The following is a 21374-nucleotide window of genomic DNA, read 5'->3' as shown; positions in this document are numbered from 1 at the left end:
TAAGCGTTCGCGAATAGCGTCTCGCAGAGAAGCTATGCCGCAGGCTTTACGCCAGTGCCAAAGGCAATCGCGTCAACTCAGATAAGCCAGCCACGGTATTGAGATCGACGGTAGAAACGATAATCCCGCTTTTTCCTATGAAAACATAAAAAGATTAACTCTCAACCTCCGCAAAATTCCTGATTACTTCCCTGGCTTTTCACTAAAACATAAACCATCAAATACTTCTTGTATCTTGCTAGGTAAATAAGTTCATTGGGTTAAGAAAAATTGTAGTAGCACGTCAGCCTATAAAAATGCACGACCATATTAGCGCTGGGGGGAAAAGGGATGATTTCAAGTCCCCATTAGTTGCATTGGTGAGCATACCGCCCAGTAGACTAGTGGACAGACTCAAAGCGCCCACTTTGTAGAGGACGCAATGACTGCCTTGACCCTGCAACGACTCTTCTCGGTCAAGGTTTATTAACTTTCTTAGCGTACAATTTTCCCCAAATGGTGCGGTAAACCCAATTGCAACTGCTGTCCAAATCTGGGTGTACATGGCAAGACTTTTGAACTGTTACCCAAGAGTATGAAGTGATTAAATCACAATAGGGAGCAGAATTGACCCAACAAGAGACAGAGTTAGGATCTGGCGACTTAGCCAATCAGCGTTTTCGCGCAGGATATGCAGAATACTACCGTGAACCACTGTTTCTATCTGTATCCGCTCCTGTAGAGGTAAAGAGTAGCGGCTTTTGGGGGTGCTGGATAATTCCTGTACCCCTTCGACTACATAGCGGTTAGGGACATGACTTAGAATGTGGGCAATTAACTTTTGGCGCAACTCATGAATCGAAAAAGCTAATTGATAAGGATGTTCAGGGTACTCATCTAAGACATTCTCAATTTCTTGAATGACTATTGGCAATGTTAAATTAATCAACGTATGCGACATTAGTATTGTTTGATAAGATGTTTACTTTCGAGCCTAGATTCATTTGGTTAACTGTGCAGTCTATTCTCAAAAAGATTTCCAAATATTTCTAATTGCTCTTCTTGTGACAAGTGTAACAACCAGACGTTTGAAATCGAGTATTTTCAAGAGTTTGATTGATAGTTGAATTGTATAAGTTGATTAACGATGCAGAAAAAACCTAGTCCAGATTATTTTTGCAATATAACTCTCTTTGAGGAATTAACCGACAAAGCGATGCCTACGGCGGGCTGCGCCTACGCCATTCCCTCTCCTTAAATTCCTTTTGTTGTCCTGACGATTTTTTAGGAGAAAGCAGAAGAGAAAATATTTAGTTATTGAAGCCTATTTCGCAGATATAACCCAAGTTGCTAGTTACTCTTATGAGCGATCGCTTTCGGCTCGGCGAGGGTATGGGAAATTGTTCTGGGGTGCGATCGGGGTGGGTGCAATCGCTGTTCTAGCGATCTCCTGATGCTAGAATAAGTCTAAAATTAAGAACATTCATAATGTTACATGAATTTCTCTTAGCAGAACGTGACGAAATTCTCGCCTTGTGTTCAAAAAAGATCGCGCGTCTTGGTGATTCCATGAGTTCGAGCGACGAAATGGAAAGAGGATTACCTGTGTTCTATGATGAACTCATTGAGGTATTACGTGCTGATGCTGATATAGATGAATCTGGGGAAGCACGTAACAATTCTATAGAAAGTCTTCACAGAGCCTCCGCAGAGCGCCGGGGGAAAGAGTCGTTAAAACTTGGCTACAGCATTTCTCAGGTTGTTCATGGCTACGGCGCTCTTTGTCAAGCTATCACTCAGTATATTCAGGAGAATAGTAGTGAAACAGCATCCCCTCGTGAATTCAATCGATTAAATTTCTGCCTCGATATCGCTATCGCTGAAGCGGTTACAGAGTTTAATCGAGGTCAGCGTGAAAATGCAGAGCGGGATGAGGTTCAGCGTCTTGGATTTCTAGCACATGAGTTGCGAAATGCGTTGACCTCCGCTAGTTTAGCTTCCCAACTTATAATCACAGGGAAAGTCGGAACCAATGGAAGTACATCTCGTATTCTTGAAAATGCCCATAAGCGTATGAGAGACATTATTGATCGTTCACTTGTTGAGGTGCGACTGCGGAACGAATCAACCGGACAATATCAGAGATATCGAGTTATTCACCTAGTCAGTGAAGTTGAGGCTACTGCATGGTTTGAAGCAAGTGCGAAATCAATTGAGGTGCGTGTTGAGGTAGCGCCGGAATTGGAGGTTTTAATAGATCGTCACCTAATAATATCTGCCCTATCGAATCTGGTTCAAAATGCCATTAAGTTCACCAAGCAGGGTGGGATTGTATGGATACGCGGTAAGGCTGTAGGTGGGCGTATTTTGCTTGAAATAGAGGATCAATGTGGAGGACTCCCACCTGGTGAGGCGGAAGAACTCTTTAAGCCTTTTTCTCAGATGGGAACAGATAAATCAGGATTGGGGATCGGGCTTACAATTTCACGACGCGCCGTGTCGCTAAACAAGGGTATACTCTCAGTTCGCGATGTCCCCCATCAAGGATGTGTCTTCTCAATTGATTTACCCTTAGCCTCCTCCCCTCCACAGGTGTCAACTTAACGCGAAACAGGCGGTTAGAAACCGCGTCTATACAAACAAAACCCACCTGCGTGGGTTTCAAACCCTTAATTTGACTTTAGTCCGCCTCTGCGGACTTTGCCTGTGTAGCCCCGAATTCCATTCGCCCAGGTTTTGGATATCAGCCGTCCCGTTGCGATCCATGACATATATATAGATGTGAATATTTTGGAGGAGATTGCTAGCCTTCAGTACTTAGAAATCACCGATCTGCAAAACCTTGATCCCAAAGAATTTGACCTTCTTTTTTTCCTTTATGATGCTTTCCACGCGCAGAGACAAGACTTTGCGAAGATTGATGGGCGAGCAGTAATGAATGTGCAGCTTTAATTAAATCAGCGGCTTTTTCAGCGATCGTGATGATAGGTGCGTTCGTATTCCCCGTGGTGATCGTTGGCATGATGGAAGCATCGACGATCCGCAAGCCCTCAATGCCATGTACCCGTAGTGCAGGATCTACCACCGCCATTGAGTCAGTACCCATTTTGCAGGTGCCGACCGGATGGTGCATCGTCTCGCAAGCGCCTCGGATGTAGGCTGCGATCGCCTCATCGCTCTGCATATCGCGACCAGAAATAAAGTTATAGGAGGAAACAGACATTACCTGCTCAAATGTAAGTTCATTGAACAATTGCTGTATGCGATGCCTACGGCGGGCTACGGCTACGCGTAAATTTTGTAGAGAAGAAAAGCTACTAAACCCTTTTCCTGTTTTTAACTCCTCCTCAAGTGCTGCGTAGTTTACCGCCGTAGGCATCGCTGCGTCATGAATTTTCCGTTTTGCCTAAGAGTGCTTTTTTTATTTCTAATAAGCCTGACATCCCATCAGTTCTGTACTTCTGCAACCATCTCGTGACCGTTGAAATATCTCTTGCCAAGCGTTTTCCGATTTCTTGCTGCTCCTTAACCCGCCCTTTTGGCTAGCACCAACTATGATCCATAGGAGAAGAACCACCAATGGGCCAATGGTCATCTAGGTTCTGGCAGTCATGGCCATTTTTTCTTCTTGGTTTTTCATGTTGAACCTTTACTCCGTCTGTATACAAGCTGTTTGACTAACCGATAGATATCGTCTGCAAGCGATCGCTTATCGTAGCCCGTCAAGGGCTTGCCTGAATCATCTGCACTCCGTAAGTCAGGCGCAATCATGGTGTAATGCTCTGCCAAAGCAGGCATGATTTTCCGCCACTCATACTAGGTTTGAGCATAGCCATGCAGCAACACCACGAGATCGCCCCTGCCGCCGATCACATAGTGCAGTTTTGTAGGTTGGGTTGAGCCTTGCTCAACCCAACCTACACAGGTTATTTAATCCACTGGCTCCGCATACATTTTAGCTCATGGGCAATGCCTATCCTGCTAGTTCTGCGTAGCTCGAAAATGTCTGTATCGTCGGATTTATCACTTCATCCGCTTCATCTGCTCGGTGTAGAGCAGCGCTGTCGCTTATGCGAAACTCACGGAACAATTGCAGTAACGCGGATTTCAATACGCATCGTTGGAAGTCCAAGAGCTGCGACTCCTACCTGTGTCCAAATTGGGGTATGGTTGAGCATATAATGGCGATATAGCCTGACCATCACATCGTTAACCTCCGGGGGAAACCCTCCAACATGGTAAGAATTGATGTGGACAACATGCTCCCAACCAGCACCGGCAGTTGCCAAGGTTCGCTCTACGTTCCGAAACGCCTGAGCAATCTCGTCCGCAAGCAATTCGGGAATTTGCAGATCGTCATCCCAACCACCTTGGCCTGATGTCTCCACTCGATTGCCAAGTTTGACCGCTTGCGAGTAATGCAATCCATTCAGCAGGCGTTCCCCATAACCGGGGGTGACAAAAAACTCGGGCTTATTCATTGTGTTCCTCTGTTCAGTACGATTGTCGATAGGGTTTCTACATTCTTAGTAACGCACCGCTAACCCATGCTGTGATTCCACCATCAACAATCAAAAATTAACTCACTGTATATCCGCCATCGATCGCTAAGGGTTGTCCCGTAATGTAGCTGGCAGCATCAGAGCAAAGAAAAATAACGGCTTGAGCGATTTCTTCTGCTTGACCGACACGCCCCATTGGAACTGTAGAGGCAAAACTATCTACCGTAGTCCCCAGTTGGTCTAATATGCGATCGTTCATCTCAGTCGCAATAAAACCAGGATTAATGGCATTAATCCGAATTCCCTGTTTGGCATAGTCGAGTGCCGCCGATTTGGTTAATCCCATCACTGCGTGTTTGCTGGCGATGTCGGGAGACACCTGTGAGAACGCGATTAGACCACTGATCGATGAATTATTGACGATCGCACCCGATCCTTGAGTCAACATTTGTTGAATCTCATATTTCATACACAAAAACAGTCCGCGTACGTTAACCGACATGAGTTTGTCAAAGTCTTCAATGGACTGTTCGTGCAGTGGTTTGAAAAGAGGCTCGATCCCGGCATTGTTGAAGGCACAATCGAGTCTGCCGTAAGTGGCGATCGCCTTCTCCACCAAAGCTTGCACCTCTGCTTCACTGCTGACATCTGAACGGACATATAGGCATTCAGCACCCGTTTCACGAATCAGTTTGGCGGTTTTTTCACCTTCTGCATCACGTCTACCTGAGAACACCACTTTTGCTCCAGCAGCGCCAAAGGCGATCGCTGTTGCTCTCCCAATTCCCGATGTGCCTCCAGTGACTAACGCCACTTTATCCTGAAGTATCATTCTATTTGTCCTAAAATCAAGTCCGGTTGTTCTCTCTTGAAATGGATCGATTCACTATGAGTCCACCATCAACAATCAAAAATTAATTCACTGTGAATCCGCCATCGATCGTTAAGGGTTGTCCAGTGATGTAGCTAGCAGCATCAGAGCAGAGAAAGACAACTGCTTGAGCGACTTCTCCTGCCCTCACGCTCTTTCCCCAATGCGACGATCATTTCACTGGCTTCACATCCAGCCCCGTCCAGTGAGCGGCAAAAGCCCACATATCCGCCGTTTCCTCAATAATCTTGTCGGTGGGCTTGCCCGCTCCATGACCCGCGCGCGTCTCAACGCGGACAAGGTGCGGCTTGGGGCCGATATCCGCCGCCTGGAGCGCGGCGACATATTTGAAGGTGTGACCTGGCACCACGCGATCGTCTGTGTCGGCAGTGGTGGCGAGGATCGCCGGATATGCCTTGCCAGATTGGATGTTGTGATAAGGCGAGTATTTAAAGAGGTTACGGAAATCCGCTTCCCGTGCCGGAGACCCATATTCGTCTACCCATAATTTTCCGGCTGTGAACTTGTCGAAGCGGAGCATGTCCATGACACCAACTTGGGGCAGCGCGGCGCATCGGTATTTTTCGATACGAGAGTCGAAATCCAAAGAGGTCGAATTCTAGTACTTCTTGTCGTGATTTTACATTTTTGATCATGTCACTTACCCATGTATGGTTTGTTGAGTTAGTTGTCAGACGAGCGATCGCACCCGCTCGGCTGGAACTTTTGATCGAACTTCTCGGATGTCAAAGTCATCGTTTCCCCTGGCAACACTAGGAACGATTTGCCTTCGCCAGATGGAACGGCAATGCTCTTCAAAATAGTTTCGATGAATCATTCTTCTTGGATGAATGGGTTGATTTTAGAAATTCACGATTACTTCCCGATGAAGTCCAGGATGGTGGTCATGCTGTTCTCTTAAGTTAGTGTTGCGGTTCTTCTAACTGAGTTGAATGCCTACCAAGTTTGACCGCCGGTGGCGAGAATCCGTTGTCCGGTCAGCCAGTGGGAGTCATCAGAGGCGAGGAAGACAGCGATCGGGCCGATATCTTCCGGCTGCCCGACTCGTCCCAGGGGTGTGCTCTTGATCGCCATGTCGTAGACGTCGCCTTCGAGAAACCCAAGCTGGCCTTCCGTTGCCACGAAGCCTGGATTGAGGCTATTGACACGGATCTTGCGAGAGCCGAACTCCTTAGAAAGGGAAACTGTAAGAGAGTCAACCGCAGCTTTGGTGGCGGAGTAAATGGCGCTATTGGGGGGCGGCATCGAGCCGACGGCAGAACCAATGTTAATCACGGAGCCACCCTCAGTCCCCATAAGTGGGATGGCTTCCTTAATCGCCAGGAGAAGACCAAGTACATTGAGGTTAAACTGGCGGTAGAATTCTTCTGGTGTAACCTGCTCGATGGCACCGAAACTGTAAACACCAGCGTTGTTGACGAGAATGTCAAGCTTGCCGTGCGTTTGCTTGATTTGGGCGAAGGTGCGAGTAATGTCTTCCAACTTCGAGAAGTCACCCTGGATGGCTGTGGCTTTGCCGCCGTCAGCCGTAATGTCCGCAACGATTTTATCGGCACCGGACTGGCTAGTGGCGTAGTTGACGATTACTGTGGCACCAGCGGCTCCGAGGTGCTTGGCGATCGAGGCACCAATGCCCTTAGATGCTCCGGTGACCAGTGCAATCTTGTTTGCAAGCTTGCTTGTGGTTGTCTTGCTCCTGGATGGATCGTCGATCGCTGCTGGCGGGGAAAGTGTTTGTACGGGTGAAATAGTCATGTTTCCTCTTTTTTTAATCGGTGAAGTGATACTAAGTGGTGGCATTGCGAAAGTTGTTGCGTTTATCAAATCACTCTGAATTCTGTCTTCTGACTCCTTCTCATGCTCCAATAAGAGTATTGCAATCACTTCTATGTGCTAGCTCAAGATCGTCGAGAAATGAGATATTTTTCTCAACGGGATCGCGGCTAATATGCAGGTGATTAGGGGGAAAATCAGGATCGGTATAGCCAACGGCTAAACCGCACAGGATCGATAGTTCCGGTGGGATATTTAACTCGCTGCAAATGATTTCAGGATAAGCGGCTAGCGAAACCTGAGCACAGGTGCCCAGTCCACGAGCAGTCAGACTCAGCATCAGCGTTTGTAAATAAATCCCTACACTTAAAGCATCCGCATCGCCTAGTTCTCGGTGCATACAGACGATACCGACCATTGGGGCATCAAAAAATTCGTAATTACGCAGAACGGCTCTTTCTCGACTCGCTGTATCCTCACGAGCAATCCCCATCGCTCCATAGACTTGTTCGCCTAGTTCCTGGCGGTAATGCTGAAATGCCTCTGGCAGTTGAGCGATTTTGGGTAGCTGAGACTCGTCAAAATGCTGCGCTTGCTTTAGCAAAGCCTTTTTCAGTTGATCGCGGCGAATACCTTCAGCAAATACTACCCGCCACGGCTGGGTATTGGAATTCGACGGCGCGAGCTGTGCTAGAGCAAGAGCTTCATTGAGTAAAATTCGCGGTACGGGTTTGGATAAGAATTTTCGGGTTGAGTGCCGGTCTTTGATAGTTTGGTCGAGATCGAACATGTTTAATGAACCTCTATGAGAAAGAGTACTGAAGATTCAATTTTTCCTACAAGTTTGCCGCATCAAGATCCGATTGTTTTTATACACCTCTAAAGTTCCAGACTGCGGGTTATCCAACGTGCCATCCCACACCCAATATTCATAGTTTCTATTCCGAAACTTATACACTCGAACACCTTCTGTCGCTTGCTTAGTTCCTTTGCCCAAATTTAAATGACCATTGGGATTGGTCGCCCGATAGAGCAGTTCACCAGAATTATAATTCTGCCAAATATTGATGTTGTAACCACCCTGACATTTAGTACTCAGGATGATGCCAGCAGTTGAATCAGCAGAAGCTCTTAAGGAAAAATTAACTAAGACACTGATTGGCAGAGCAAGGAGTAACGCGGATCTTTTCAGTAGTGTTTTCATTGTTTTCATTAGTGTTGTAAAATAAATTTTTTGGTAACATTTGCCTGTACTGCGTAGGCGTACCCCTCCGGGGAAGCAAGCTACGCGTAGCGTCTCCAAGAGTTGCCCGTCGGAGACATCGCTTATCAAATTCCCACCTGCGCTGATAATTTCATTAACCACGCGATTAGATGCCCCCGTCACATCTGCAATTTTTCGGTCTAGTTTTTTCATGATGATCAGTCCTGTGGGGAGCAACGCGAAAAAGTGAGATCGTCGTGAAATGAGCTGGCGTTGCGGGGGTAGCTGGGGTAGCTGGGGGAGAAAAGAGAAAGTCTAGTATGTTTTGCTGCTAAAAATATACTAAATATACTTAATTTATTTCTCTTCCCCAGCTTCCCCAGCCCCCCAGCTTTGCCACCTCACAAAATCGCGTTGCTCCCGTCCTGTGATTGTCCAACATGAGTTGTCATAAAGCGACGGATATGATCTGCGATCGCATCTCCTTCCTCTTCCAGGGCAAAATGTCCGGTATCGAGTAAATGAAACTCAACGTCTTTCAGATCGCGCTTGTAGGGATAAGCGCCTTCAGCCGGGAAGATGTGATCATTCTTACCCCAAACAATCAGGGTAGGTGGCTGATATTTGCGAAAATACTCCTGCCATTGCGGATATAGTGGTGGATTCGTGCCATAGCTATACAGCAGCGCCAGCTGAATCTCATCGTTACCAGGGCGATCGAGGAAGAGTTGATCCATATTCCAGGTATCAGGGCTGATCGCTTCCAGATTGCGAACCCCATTGTTATATTGCCACTTCGTTGTTTCCAATGTGAAAAAGGATCTGAGCTTGTCAGCATTCTCAGGAGAACGGTCTTGCCAGTAGGCTTTAGCTGGGTTCCAAAATTCGCCACGTATACCTTCCTCATAGGCATTCCCGTTTTGGACAATTAGCGCTTCCACTCGCTCTGGATATTTAGCTGCAATCCGATAGCCAATGGGAGCGCCATAATCCATTACGTAGAGGCTATATTTCTTCAGATCGATCGCGGTAATAAATTTCTCCACGATTTGGGCCAAGCGATCAAACGTGTAGTCAAACTCATCTACAGTTGGCATAGAACTGTTGCCGTAGCTCGGATAATCCGGGGCAACTAGATGGAAGCGATTGGCAAGCGCAGGCATCAGATTGCGAAACATGTGAGATGAGGTTGGAAAGCCGTGTAACAGCAGAATCGTTGGATTACTGCGGGAACCAGCTTCTCGGTAGAAGATATCTAAACCATCGATTGAGATTGTGTGAAATGTGGTCATGACTTTATCTCATATTGCAATGTCGATTACGATTTTGCCGACCGATGTGCCTTGCTCTACCGCATTGTGGGCATCCAGTGCGGTATCCAACGTAAAATAGCGAGGATCAACAATTGGGCGTAGTTGACCTGCATCCGCCAACTGCGTAGCCTGATGCAGAATCTCACCATGATGAGTACTGGCCTGCGGTAGTTGTGTGATCTGCAATGATGCTGAGGCGAGAGCCAAAAAACCAGAGAGATTGTGTCATTAAATTACTCATGTTAATTAATTGTTTGCGTAATCAGGAGCCGTCAAAAAATAATTTTTACGCTTGTTCATATCTATGAAGTTTACTGAGGAGCATCTCTAACCCAATGAATGTCTCAGCTTCAGTTTTTTTTACTGCACATTTAATACTTACAAATTTCTCGTAATATAACCTCTACCATTTGAACGTTTTAGTAGAAGTTATACAATTCACACACTATTTAAACCTTTTTTAAAACATCATTGCTTTTACAAACAATTTCTCTTTGCTCCTCGTAGTAATACTTTCACTACTAGATTTATGCAATTACAGCGCATTTCAAGGAAAGTGAGGTACACAACCAAAGTCTCAAACCCTTGTGTAAAAGCTGTTTTACTTCTGAATTCTGACCCCTGAATTCTGAATTCTGCTGTATATTGCAGTCTTCTATCGCAATTAGAAACTGTAATTAAAACGTATTTTAACTGAGTTATACCAATTCTGTTTGAAGATACGTAGAAAGAACCCCACCGCCTGCGGCATCTCCCCAAAGTATTGGGGAGGTTGGGAAGGGTCAGTGGTGCGGATTGATGGAGTAGATAGCTTACTGGTAGATCGCACAGTGACTCCGCCTGTTTTCGACCAGAATCAGAAGGTGGTGATTTTATGAGCAACCTTGATTCTTGGATGCCAAACAACGAAGAATATCTAGCGAAGGCACTGGCTTGGTTACGCTGGCGTTTGTGTGAGTTTGCACAGTTACCTGATACTGAGATAGCTGAGGTTACAGAAAAGCCAACGACTGAGGGGGTGAATCCACTCCCGGCGCTGATTCTGTTATTGTGAAAACGAAAATTGTTGAAAAATGACTTGAGTAGGAGCGCCGATCTTGTGGTGCGATCGCCACATAGCAAACTCGAACCAATCTAACTTGGGTGAAAGCCTCTATGATGAACAACGTTTTGCATCTATCACGAATGGCACTAAGTTAAGATACAGCCCTTGCCCTGACTGGAACAAGCCTCCAGGCTGGGAAACCACTCTGCGAGGCTCCGCCTCCTGTTTCTTGACCAGAGGCGGAGCCTCTGGGAATTCGTTAAGAGCCTCCAGGCTCTTAACGAGGCGACATAAGTCTTTGAGCTTTTCTTAGTGCCATTCGCTACTAGTATTGAAGGTGAAGCGCGATCGGTGCAGCAGGTTACTCCATAGCTCATGCACGGTTGACTATTGCACGTTGCACAGTCTTTGGCCAGATTCAAGTACACGCAATTGATTTAGCAGAAAACAGTATTTTTAACGGCATTATATTCGTTGCTCGTCGCCAACAAGGTTGTATCCGTTTCTGCTACGTGATGCCCAACTCACGCACACCAAGTCGGTATAATTGCCAACCTGATTTAGTGGAGCAGATGGTTAGACAAGAAACTGAACTACAGCTAAATGCTAGCGATCGCGTACAACCTCAATTCAACAGTACACGTTATGGCACCCCTACCTACTGTCAGTTAGCGAGTTGAAAAACAAGAATTATACCGAGACTTGAGGGACTTCCAACTAAAAGGTTTTGCTACCAAAAACAGGATTTTTCAAACAACCTCTAAAGTTGGGGTGGCAGGCTTTCAAATAGAACTTAAGTTATTGCTGACTAATTTTCCATCTTCCATATGTACGACGCGATCGGCAATATCCAAAATGCGATTGTCATGCGTTACAAGCAGAATAGTGCAGTGTTGTTCTTTCGCCAGTTGTTGTATGATTTCAACCACATCCCGACCAGATTTACTATCCAACGACGCAGTGGGTTCATCTGCCAAAACCAACTTCGGCTGGCTTACCAGTGCACGGGCGATCGCTACCCTTTGTTTTTGTCCTCCCGAAATGTTTTCTGGATAAGCATTTACATACTGTTCTAGCCCCACTGCTTTTAGCATTGCCGTAGAGCGGGCTTTATATTCTTTCACAGGAATATTTTTATGTAGCTTAAGTGACATAGCCACGTTTTCCCAAGCAGTGAGACATTTGAGTAAATTATGTCCTTGAAAGATAAAGCCAATCTGACTGCGGATGTAGATTAGCTTTTCCTTGCTAGCTCCTTTTAATTGATGACTTAAAACTTTCAGGCTGCCTTGTTGTACTGAGCGCAATGCTCCAATTAAGGTGAGCAAAGTTGTTTTACCACTGCCAGATGAACCTGTAAGAATCACAATTTCTCCAAGGTTAATGTCTAAATTGATATCAACCAGCACAGCTTTTTGCAAAGTTCCTTTGCCAAATGTTTGCTTGAGGTTAAAGATAGAAACAATGGGGTGAGAATCTGTCATTACTCAAAATTAAAAACTAAAAAACATCAGCGGGATCGCTAGAACGAAGTTTGTTAGAAGCGATCGCAGCAGAGGCAATACACATAATCAGAGTCAGCACAAAAACTGTCATAACAATATTGGGACTCATAGTCAGTTCTAGGCGAGTAATGACTGTGAGTACCTTATACATTCCAAAGGATACGATAAACCCAGGAATAAAACCTAGTACAGCTAAAATGGAGGCTTCCTGGAAAATTATCTCAAGCAGTGCTTTATCTGAGTAACCCATAGCTTTGAGTGTGGCATACTCTGATTGGTGGTCGCTGATATCGGCATACAAAACTTGATAGACAATGACTACACCGACAACAAACCCCATCGCTGCACCAAAGCTGAAAATAGCACCAGATGGATTCTTATCTTGATAAGCGATTTCTTTAGCAATTAATTCTTTGTGGGTTAGAACCAGCACATTTGGAACGCTTGCTTCAATGCCAGCTTTAACCGCCTCAACATTGGCATTTTGTTTTAAGCTTAGAACTCCAACGCTAACTTGCTTGAGTTCGTCTTCTCCGTACAACCTTGCATAGTTTGAGTCACTCATTATTAAGTTAGCTTCACCACGAAAAAAGGAGTTGCCGAGAGTAAAAAGTCCGATAACTGAAACTCGATGATTGTTCAGTATTGCAGTGACATTACCCTTTTGTTCAAATAGTGTGCTAATCGGTTCCAAGGATGCTCTTGCACGACGGTCAAACAGAACGCTATCGGGTAGTTTTAGCTTTTCTAGTTGTTGATTTACCTCTGGAATGTCAAAGGGAGATTGATTTGTTGGATTGAAGGCAAAAACCCGTGGTGCATAGGAGATATTTTCTTTAGAGTAAGCCAATATCCCTGTTTTGACATAAACAGGAGTCACCTTAGCAACACCTTTGATGCCACTGGCTTGGTAAACACGAATGCGTTCAAAGTTGCTTGCTCCTATGTAATCAGCGCTCTTGTTTAAAAGAAACAAATCTCCTTTGAGATTTGCTGGTAGTAATTTTGCTCCATCAGTAAACAAAGACCGAAATCCTAGTTGCATAAATATCAGCACATTGGCAAAAGCAATCCCGCTCATTGCTACAGCAAGACGGACTTTCTGATGAGATAATTGTGCCCATGCCAAGGGACGGTGAGTCTGAAATTTTTTTACAGGAGATTCAAGGAAAGGTAGTTTCATAAAAAATTTTGTTCTTAAACTTCATAGCCATATCAGGTAGAACGCAAATTATGTAATATTTTTTACTTTTCGTTAACAGATTTTGCAAGATCAACTTTGACGAGTACTTGCATATAAGTCAGTGCAGCGACTTTAGGATTATCCTCTGGATCGATACGAATTTTCACGGTAACGCTGCGGGCATTTTTATCGTTGGTAGGATTGTTGCTATCAACATTTTGTAGTGTTTGTCGATTCACTTGCAAACCAATCTGTTCCACAGTACCTTTGACTTCACCCGTGAAACCCCCATACTCGCTAGTCATACTAGCCCGTTGTCCAAGACGAACTTTGCTAATATCAGTTTCAGCGACTTCGGCGATCCCATACATGCGACTAGTCTGCCCCAGTTCTACAATGCCCTCAGTGGTATTAACTTGTTCACCAACTCGGGTGTTGATTTTGAGAATCTGTCCGGCTATAGGAACTCGCACCTTAGCATCCTCTAATGCTGCTTTTTCCTGCTCAACAGCAATTTTAGTTCTTTCCAACTGTGCCAAAGCAATCTTAACATCTACTGGGCGCACCTCCTTCAATTCTTTTAACTGTGCCCATTGTTGAGCGATTGCTGCTTGCAGGGTGGTTATAGTTTGCTCTAAGTCGGCTTTTCGTTCTAGCAACGTGGCTTGAGCTGTGCCAAAATTGCGCTGTGCAACATCTGCATCTGCACGAGAAATTGCACCTGCCTTTGCTAACTGTTGGTGACGCTTAAAGTTGAGTTGGGCTTCGCGGAGGGTAGCTTGAGCACTTGCAATTGCAGCTTTTTTCTGCTTAGTTTCTGCTAACTTTTGTGCTTCTAGGCGAGCAATAGCAGCCCGTTGCGCTACTAGTTGAGCCTTCTTGCTGTCTCCTTGTTGTACCTTGGTAAGCTGCGCCTGTTGCAGTTGCACTTGTGCAAGAGCGTCCTTTAAATCTGCTTGTCTTTTCTCAATGCCTTGTAAAATTGCAATAACTTGATTTGCTTTTACATAATCACCTTCCTTGACTAAAATTTGATTTACGCGACTGTCTTGGGCATTTAACACAGAGAGTTTAATGACTTGACCGTCAGGTTCAATGCGTCCCAATGCGACAATAGCAGTAACCGGAGCAGGTGCGGTTGAAGTCTTTGTCGCGGCGTTCTGTACTGAAAAACTATAGATAGTATATACACTGATAGTAGATACCCCGACTCCGCACAGCAAAATAGCTAATGGTTGAATTCGTTTCATCATTGACTCAATCAAAAATAACTGAGTTTCTTTTTGCTTACGAGTCATAGCAACGCCTAAGTCTATATATTTGGTAAATCTTTCTCTATAAATCTCAGAGGACGATAAGTGTAAGCAGTAACAGAAATAGCTACCTGTAGTAAGCCCAAAACTATGAATAATAGCCCAATTCCTCTTCCTCTGCCCACTCCAATCACCATTCCCACATTATTAGCCAAAAAACCATTGGTAGCTAGAAGTGGCTCAAATACCATATCTACTAATGGTCCAGCTAAAAAATAAGCAAACGGTCGAGAAGCACCGCTCATTGTACTAATTAAGCCAAAAACTCGGCCTTGAATGTTACTGGAGATTTTAGTTAGTAAAAGAGCATGACTAAGTGCATTGACTATAGCAAAACAGAAAAAACCGCTAAAGATAGATACAATAGTCAACGTAATTGATGGTCGTAAACCTGCGGTAATAATACATATACCTATAAAAAATCCCAAGCCTAAAATACCATCGATCCGACGCTTTGGCCCACCCCAAATTCCGATTGCGATACTACCAAGGAATCCTCCAAAACTTCCGATCGACATAATTGTGCCAGCTGTCCCTGTGGAGACAAAACTAAGGAGGTGGGGCATCATTAATATAACGACCATCGCCACTATAAAATTGTTAGCTAGGGAATATAAAATCAAACTTTTAATATCTAAGCGAGATGAAATATAACGCCATCCATAAACTAATTCTTTAGTAATTGAACCAGACTGAGGCTTTTCTGTTTGGTTTAAATCTAATCTATCTATATCTCCAGTAGACTTGTCTAATCCTAAAGTATCTAATTCAATAACAGACTGTTGATTGTTTGGAAAATTAACGAGTAGGAGAGTCCCAAGAGAGAAAAGATAAGTAATACAATCAATTAGCAATACTCCTTGCAATTGAACTGATAATAACAGTATTCCAGAGAATAGTGGAGTAAAAATATCACACCCATATTCTCCACTTTTTACAATTCCGAGTGCGCGTCCTAAATGTCTATTGGGTACTAATAGATTAGTTGCCGTGGTCGCAGCTAATCTTTGAAACACATTGCAAATAGACATAATGACAAGCCCTAAGTAAATATACCAAATATGTAGTTGATCGAAATAAAATAGCAATGCGATCAATAAGGTAACAATTCCAGCACCTAGGTCACTAAAAAACATCGTCCAGCGCTTATCCCAGCGATCAACAAACGTTCCAGCGATTGGAGAGATCAAGATGAAGGGTAAAGTCACGCATAGGGAAGCAAGCGCGAATTGCGTAACCGAACCCGTTTTTTGATAAACCCAAATATCTAAAGCAAAACTGGTAAGATTAGACCCAGTTAGAGAAACTAATTGTCCAAACCAAATAATCAAAAATGGTCTCAGAGTTTTGATTGTTTGGTTAATAGATAAAGATTTCAGCATCTTTCTGAGAGTAATTTAACTTGATGTGGAATCATCTGACCTAATTTTAGATTTTAGATTTGAAATTTTGGATTAAATCTTCAAAATTTCAAATCTAAATGGTTTCAGGAAAGCGAATTTATTCATAGAATAAATCCAAAATCCAAAATTTCTTAACTAATTTACCGAGTTTTTTCCAGACAATCTCTTAATTTTTCTGCTAAAACTCGAACATGAGGTTCATTGAGCATTGTAATGTGTTTGCCCGGAACAACTTGGATATTCACTGGTAAATTGGAAAATTTTCCCCAGCTTAAAGCTTTATTTTCTAAGTCTTCAGATAAGTCTTCAGAAAACTTCTTCTCACCATTAGCTATAAAACAAGTAATTTGATTTATAGTCTGAGTCTTTTCTGGTAGATAAATAGTATTGACCTGAGTTTTATAAACTTGAACTAGCCCCCGCAGTTGCTTGATTCCAATCTCAGTGGGTAGGATATTGGCTAGCTGTAATTGTTCTTGAAAATACTTTAATTGTTCTTCTTCTGAATCAAAGGATTTAAGAACTTCGTAGGATATATCTAAGCTTGTTTCAGAAAGTTCTTCTATTACTAAACTAACCCGATTTAACCAAAAAGCATTATCCACTCCAACATGTTGCGATTTGGCATCAACATGATCAACACTTGGTGCAGGGGTATCAAAAAGAGCCAAAAGTGCTACTTCGTGACCCAGTTTTTGTAACTGCTGCGCCATCTCAAAAGCTACTTTACATCCAAAAGAATGACCTCCTAACAAATATGGTCCTTGCGGTTGAATAGACTGTATTGCTTGAATGTAGCATATTGCCGCAATCTCAACTTGTGTGTGTGGTTCTGATTCTCCATCAAGACCGAGTGCTTGTAGTCCATAAAAAGGTTGTTCTCGGCCTAAATGATGAGCAAGATTGTAAAAATAGATAGGATTGCCACCCGCCCCAGGTACACAAAAGAAAGGTTTATTGGAACCACTGGGCTTAACTGCCACCAAGGGAGACCAGATCGATGTATCTACTGGCTGATGTAGAAAAGTTGCTAGTTGTTGAATAGTCGAGTTTTGAAAAAGTACTGACAAGGGTAAATTGATTCGGAATTGCTGTTCAATTTTGGCCATCAGTTGGACGGCTAAAAGGGAATGTCCACCAAGCTCAAAAAAGTTATCCTTGACTCCGATGGGGTAAAGATTTAGAACTTCTGACCATATTTCTGCTAGTTGCTGTTCTACGAGGTCGAGCGATCGAAAAAAGCGATTGTTCACAGCAATGCTATTAAGATCGGGTACGGGTAAGGCATGGCGATCTATTTTGCCATTGGGGGTCAAGGGGAGGGCATCTAAGTACACGAAAGCAGCAGGAACCATGTAGCCTGGTAACTTCTCTTGCAAGAATTGTCGCAAGTCACTAATACTAGGGTTCTCCTTGGTATCGCTCACTAAATAGGCTACTAATTGTTTATCACCTGGGGTATCAATGCTTGCAATTACCGTAACCTGCTGTACGTGAGGATACTGGCTCAAAACTGCTTCAATTTCGCCTAATTCAACCCGAAAACCACGGATTTTAACTTGGTTGTCAATACGACCGATATACTCAATATTGCCATCTGGTAAATACCGAGCTAAGTCCCCTGTTTTGTATAGTTGCGATTGTGGATCATCACTGAAGGGGTTGGGAATGAATTTTTCTGCTGTTAGTTCGGGACGATGGAGATAGCCCCTAGCTAATCCTGCACCGCCAATGTATACCTCCCCAGGAACACTTATGGGTGTCGGCTGTTGTTTTTTCGAGTCAAGTATATAAATCTGAGTGTTGGCTAGGGGGCAACCGATGGGAACAGTTGAAGATTGTCGAGTATTAGGTACTCCTTCGACTTGGTAAGTAAGAACCCCTACCGTAGTTTCAGTCGGCCCGTAGTGATTGATAATTTGACATTCTGGAGCTAGTTGTTGAATTTGGTCGATTAACTCCCAACTGGTTGATTCTCCACCCAGAACTAAACGCTGACGTGGCAAAATTTGCGTGCCAGCTTCTGATGTTAACAACGCTTTTAGATGGGAGGGAACAATCTTCAGACAATCGATTAAATTGCGCTCGAAGTAATTTACCAGGTCTTTGGCATTAGTGATTCGCTCGGAAGAGATTATATGCAGACATCCGCCACCACACAAAGAAGGGAAGATAACAGTGTTACCCAAGTCTGCTGCTATGGTAGAAACTGTCGCATAATTGGCTCCTAAAGGAAGATTAAGTACTGTTTGGATGCTGTTGAGATAGTTAAACAATTGCCGATGTTCGATCGCTACACCTTTAGGCAACCCAGTAGAACCAGAAGTGTAAATGACATAAGCTAAATTTTCTGGTTTTACCCCAGTGTTTGGATTGTCGTTTGCTTCGCTAGCTATTTTCTCCCAGTCTGTGTCAAGGCAGATAATATTAACTTGACAATCAGTAAGATTTTTTTGTAGTTTCTGTTGAGTCAATAATACTAAAACTCGAGCATCTTGCAGCATATAGACTAAACGCTCTGATGGATAATTAGGTTCAAGTGGCACATAAGCTCCTCCGGCTTTGAGTACTGCCAATATACCTACCACCATCTCCAAGGAGCGTTCTACACAAATACCTACCAATGTTTCTGTTTCTACTCCCAATGTTTTCAGGTATTGTGCCAGTTGATTAGCGCGATTGTTCAATTCCCTGTAGGTCAGTTGCCGATCCTCAAACACCACCGCTACCGCTTCTGGTGTGCGTTCGACTTGTGCTTCAAACAAGGAGTGAATGCACTTATCTTGGGGATAATTGATAAATGTTTCGTTCCATTCGTATAGCAACTGCTGTCGTTGGCGATCGCTACACATTTCTAAATCGGCGATCGCGTCATCTGGACGAGCGATCGCGCTTTCGAGTAAAGTTAGGTATTGTTCTGAAAGGATTTTGATATTTTTAAGGGGAAATAAGTTGGAATCATAATGAAACTCCAGCAACAACCGCTCGTCGAGACGAACCCCAGAAAGTTTTACTTTGAAGCGATCGATACAACTATATTGTTTGTAGAGGGAAAATAAGACGTTACCAACAACACAATTTGCAGGCTGTTCTTGAAAATCAAAACAAAAAGGAAAAAAGGGTGGCTCTATCCCATTTCCATTCTTAGCGGTAACTTGCTCCCAGCTAAAATATTCTTGCCATTTGTGACTGTAGCTTAAAGTTTCCTCAACTTTTTCCAGCAGTTCTTTGAAATGAAGATTTTCTTCAAGATGGGAAGAGATGGGTAGATACTTGGTCAATAATCCTAAGACATCTTTTAATTCTTGATATTTACGCCCATCGCTGGCAGTGCCGACAACAATATCTGACTGTTCGGTCAAACGCCAGAGTTGAATTTGCCAGCAAGCTAGTAAGAATACAGAAATCGAAGTGTCATACTTGCGAGCAAGCATTTCTAACTTTGTTACCGTATCGGAATTAATTTCTAGTGTTAAAGATTGAGGCTCGAATCGTACTTTAGCAGATGAGTGATTTTCTAAAGGAATTTTCCCACTTAAAACCGAAAAAACATTCTGTTGTTGCCAATACTCTCTTCCTGTTTCTGTGTCCTCTGATTCCAATAATTCATTTAGCCATGCAGATATATCTGCGTACTGCATCGATTCATCAGAAAGTTCTCTAACCTGCAAGTATGCTTCATAAAAATAATAGATTTCTTTCACCAAATTATGAAGTGTTGTTAAATCGCCGCAAATGGCAGGTAAGCTGATAAATAAGATTTGTTCGCCTGATGACAGTTTGTTTAAGACTGTATATAAAAGAGGCCCTTTTTGCAAATCGAAAGTTTGCCAACCTCTATCTTGAAAAAGTGCATCGATCGCAATCTTTTGTTCTTGGGAAGTCAAACTGCCCAGATCGCGCTCTTCAAACATTAGCATACTGTTTTCGGTTACGAACTGAAGCGGAATTGACATCTCAGGCAAGCAATTGAAAACGGTACGAAAAATTTCCTGTTGCTTAATGATGTTTTCTAAGGCAACTTTTAAAATGTCAGGAGCGAAATTTCCCTCAATACGTATGGCAATTTGAGAATAATAAGCGATCTGGCGATCGCTTCTGCCTACGTGACTAGCGTCATCGCTTTGCTGTAGCAGCCATAGATGCTTCTGCTGAGGTGAAATACGATACCCATCACCAATTGTACTTTGCATATCTCTACGTCCTTTTTCTCCTAAAAATGCTTCTAAATTAACAAGATTCGGACATACCTACCAAAACTTTTCTCGTGCCGACAAAAGGCATACGTCCATGAGCAGTTAACATATTGTCCAGCACCAAAATATCTCCTTTCTGCCAAGAAAAAACAACCTTTTCCTGTTGATAAATCTGATTAATTTCCGCGATCACAGAGGATTCAATGGGAGAACCATCACCGTAATAAGCGTTGCGTGGAATAGTATCTTCTGCCAACACAGAGAATAATGATTCGCGTATTTCTGTTGCCAAACTTGAAATGTGAAATAAATGAGCTTGGTTGAACCAAACCATTTCACCTGTATAAGGATGTTTAGCAGCAGCCTGGCAAACTTGACGAGTTGTCAGGAGATCGTTTTTCCATTCAAATTCAATGCCTTCTTTACGGCAAAAATTTTCTACTTCTGATTTGTTTGTGGTTTGAAAAACATCTTGCCAGGACAAATCTAAGTCACCGTAGTTACGAACGTACATCACGTTCTTTTGCATAAACTTTTCTTTGATGACAGAATCGAGTTTTGCAAAAACTTTCCGACTATCAGCAATCGGTGTTTCTCCGCCTTGTTCGGCAGGCTGGGTGCAGAAAAAACAAATTTTCATCGGCCAAACAGAAGAATAAGCTTTCTCGTTATGGAGAGGGATCGATTGGTTGGGAGGATATTCAGTTGAAGTATAGATTTTATCGTTTACCTGAGTGCGAGGAGTTGAACGATAATTGTATTCTACTAATTTTCCTCTAGAAATTGCCTCAATAAATTCCTGGAACTCTTGCACTCCATTCACATTAAAGTTCCGAAACAGTATGCCTCCATAATTTAGTAAATGAGCTTCAAGAAAATCCCGGTTTTTGGCAGCCCATGCTACTAAATTAACTCCATCTACAACGGGTGAAATAACTAAAGGAAGAAAATTATCAGAGTTAAGATATTTTTCCTCAATTAATTTTTCTCGATCTTTAGCGATCGGCTTTCGTTTTGCCTGACGTAACTTCTTAATGCTGTTTTCTTCGGTTTCTATAATTTTCAT

General features: G+C 43.4%; 20 protein-coding genes and 4 pseudogenes. 4 read left to right on the top strand and 20 right to left on the bottom strand.

Annotation, left to right across the window (positions count from 1 at the left end; genetic code table 11):
* Positions 1-583: 583 nt before the first annotated feature.
* Entirely contained in the window at positions 584-940 is a 357-nt protein-coding gene (locus tag V7K27_RS23375; protein WP_334950478.1) for a hypothetical protein, read from the bottom strand.
* 608 nt (positions 941-1548) lie between these two features.
* Between V7K27_RS23375 and V7K27_RS23370 the strand changes: the two genes are divergently transcribed.
* Positions 1549-2583 (top strand): sensor histidine kinase, encoded by a 1035-nt coding sequence (locus V7K27_RS23370; RefSeq protein ID WP_334950476.1) that lies wholly within the window; start codon positions 1549-1551, stop codon positions 2581-2583.
* Between the two features lie 220 nt (positions 2584-2803).
* Here the strand turns inward: V7K27_RS23370 and V7K27_RS23365 are convergent.
* The 13 genes and pseudogenes from V7K27_RS23365 to V7K27_RS23305 all read right to left on the bottom strand — a co-directional run.
* Positions 2804-3229: pseudogene (locus tag V7K27_RS23365) on the bottom strand (GMC oxidoreductase); the annotation flags it as partial.
* Positions 3230-3406: 177 nt separating this feature from the next.
* Positions 3407-3574 (bottom strand): hypothetical protein, encoded by a 168-nt coding sequence (locus V7K27_RS23360; RefSeq protein ID WP_334950472.1) that lies wholly within the window; start codon positions 3572-3574, stop codon positions 3407-3409.
* 41 nt (positions 3575-3615) lie between these two features.
* Positions 3616-3783: pseudogene (locus V7K27_RS23355) on the bottom strand (alpha/beta fold hydrolase); the annotation flags it as partial.
* Between the two features lie 275 nt (positions 3784-4058).
* On the bottom strand, positions 4059-4460 hold the full coding sequence (locus V7K27_RS23350; RefSeq protein ID WP_334950470.1) for a RidA family protein: 402 nt from the start codon (positions 4458-4460) through the stop codon (positions 4059-4061).
* Positions 4461-4557: 97 nt separating this feature from the next.
* Positions 4558-5313 carry an SDR family oxidoreductase gene (locus V7K27_RS23345; protein ID WP_334950468.1) on the bottom strand — a complete coding sequence of 252 codons (756 nt, stop codon included), beginning with the start codon at positions 5311-5313 and terminating at the stop codon, positions 4558-4560.
* Between the two features lie 82 nt (positions 5314-5395).
* Positions 5396-5506 (bottom strand): annotated as a pseudogene (locus V7K27_RS23340) (SDR family oxidoreductase); the annotation flags it as partial.
* A gap of 18 nt (positions 5507-5524) precedes the next feature.
* Positions 5525-5923, bottom strand: a pseudogene (locus V7K27_RS23335) (prolyl oligopeptidase family serine peptidase); the annotation flags it as partial.
* A gap of 120 nt (positions 5924-6043) precedes the next feature.
* A complete protein-coding gene (locus V7K27_RS23330; protein WP_334950467.1) occupies positions 6044-6190 on the bottom strand; it encodes a hypothetical protein in 147 nt (48 codons plus the stop codon).
* A gap of 119 nt (positions 6191-6309) precedes the next feature.
* Entirely contained in the window at positions 6310-7128 is an 819-nt protein-coding gene (locus V7K27_RS23325) for an SDR family NAD(P)-dependent oxidoreductase (protein WP_334950466.1), read from the bottom strand.
* A 100-nt stretch (positions 7129-7228) separates the two neighbouring features.
* On the bottom strand, positions 7229-7936 hold the full coding sequence (locus tag V7K27_RS23320) for a nitroreductase (RefSeq protein ID WP_334950465.1): 708 nt from the start codon (positions 7934-7936) through the stop codon (positions 7229-7231).
* A 36-nt stretch (positions 7937-7972) separates the two neighbouring features.
* A complete protein-coding gene (locus V7K27_RS23315; protein WP_334950463.1) occupies positions 7973-8563 on the bottom strand; it encodes a hypothetical protein in 591 nt (196 codons plus the stop codon).
* Positions 8564-8751: 188 nt separating this feature from the next.
* Positions 8752-9642, bottom strand: a complete 891-nt coding sequence (locus V7K27_RS23310) for an alpha/beta fold hydrolase (RefSeq protein ID WP_334950461.1) — start codon at positions 9640-9642, stop codon at positions 8752-8754.
* A 9-nt stretch (positions 9643-9651) separates the two neighbouring features.
* Positions 9652-9849 (bottom strand): zinc-binding dehydrogenase, encoded by a 198-nt coding sequence (locus V7K27_RS23305; protein WP_334950600.1) that lies wholly within the window; start codon positions 9847-9849, stop codon positions 9652-9654.
* Positions 9850-10376: 527 nt separating this feature from the next.
* Between V7K27_RS23305 and V7K27_RS23300 the strand changes: the two genes are divergently transcribed.
* From V7K27_RS23300 to V7K27_RS23290, 3 genes are all read left to right on the top strand, one after another.
* Complete coding sequence (locus V7K27_RS23300) at positions 10377-10541, top strand: hypothetical protein (RefSeq protein WP_334950460.1); 165 nt, start codon at positions 10377-10379, stop codon at positions 10539-10541.
* Positions 10538-10717 carry a hypothetical protein gene (locus V7K27_RS23295; RefSeq protein ID WP_334950459.1) on the top strand — a complete coding sequence of 60 codons (180 nt, stop codon included), beginning with the start codon at positions 10538-10540 and terminating at the stop codon, positions 10715-10717. Before V7K27_RS23300 ends, V7K27_RS23295 begins: the two co-directional genes overlap by 4 nt.
* A gap of 374 nt (positions 10718-11091) precedes the next feature.
* Positions 11092-11388, top strand: coding sequence for a hypothetical protein (locus V7K27_RS23290; protein ID WP_334950458.1), 297 nt, complete (start codon positions 11092-11094; stop codon positions 11386-11388).
* A 102-nt stretch (positions 11389-11490) separates the two neighbouring features.
* On the opposite strand, the gene V7K27_RS23285 is transcribed toward V7K27_RS23290, so the two are convergent.
* From V7K27_RS23285 to V7K27_RS23260, 6 genes are all read right to left on the bottom strand, one after another.
* Entirely contained in the window at positions 11491-12192 is a 702-nt protein-coding gene (locus V7K27_RS23285) for a DevA family ABC transporter ATP-binding protein (RefSeq protein ID WP_334950457.1), read from the bottom strand.
* 16 nt (positions 12193-12208) lie between these two features.
* Positions 12209-13396, bottom strand: a complete 1188-nt coding sequence (gene devC, locus V7K27_RS23280; protein WP_334950456.1) for an ABC transporter permease DevC — start codon at positions 13394-13396, stop codon at positions 12209-12211.
* A gap of 62 nt (positions 13397-13458) precedes the next feature.
* Positions 13459-14694: an HlyD family efflux transporter periplasmic adaptor subunit gene (locus tag V7K27_RS23275; RefSeq protein ID WP_334950455.1), complete on the bottom strand. Its 1236-nt coding sequence runs from the start codon at positions 14692-14694 to the stop codon at positions 13459-13461.
* Positions 14695-14708: 14 nt separating this feature from the next.
* The gene (locus tag V7K27_RS23270; protein ID WP_334950453.1) at positions 14709-16091 is read right to left on the bottom strand and encodes an MFS transporter; all 1383 of its coding nucleotides are present in this window, start codon (positions 16089-16091) and stop codon (positions 14709-14711) included.
* A gap of 161 nt (positions 16092-16252) precedes the next feature.
* Positions 16253-20305 carry a non-ribosomal peptide synthetase gene (locus V7K27_RS23265; RefSeq protein ID WP_334950452.1) on the bottom strand — a complete coding sequence of 1351 codons (4053 nt, stop codon included), beginning with the start codon at positions 20303-20305 and terminating at the stop codon, positions 16253-16255.
* 37 nt (positions 20306-20342) lie between these two features.
* Complete coding sequence (locus tag V7K27_RS23260; protein ID WP_334950451.1) at positions 20343-21374, bottom strand: TauD/TfdA family dioxygenase; 1032 nt, start codon at positions 21372-21374, stop codon at positions 20343-20345.

Source organism: Nostoc sp., from assembly GCF_036919575.1.
Lineage (GTDB): Bacteria > Cyanobacteriota > Cyanobacteriia > Cyanobacteriales > Nostocaceae > Nostoc.
This window is presented reverse-complemented; position numbering and strand designations above follow the sequence as displayed.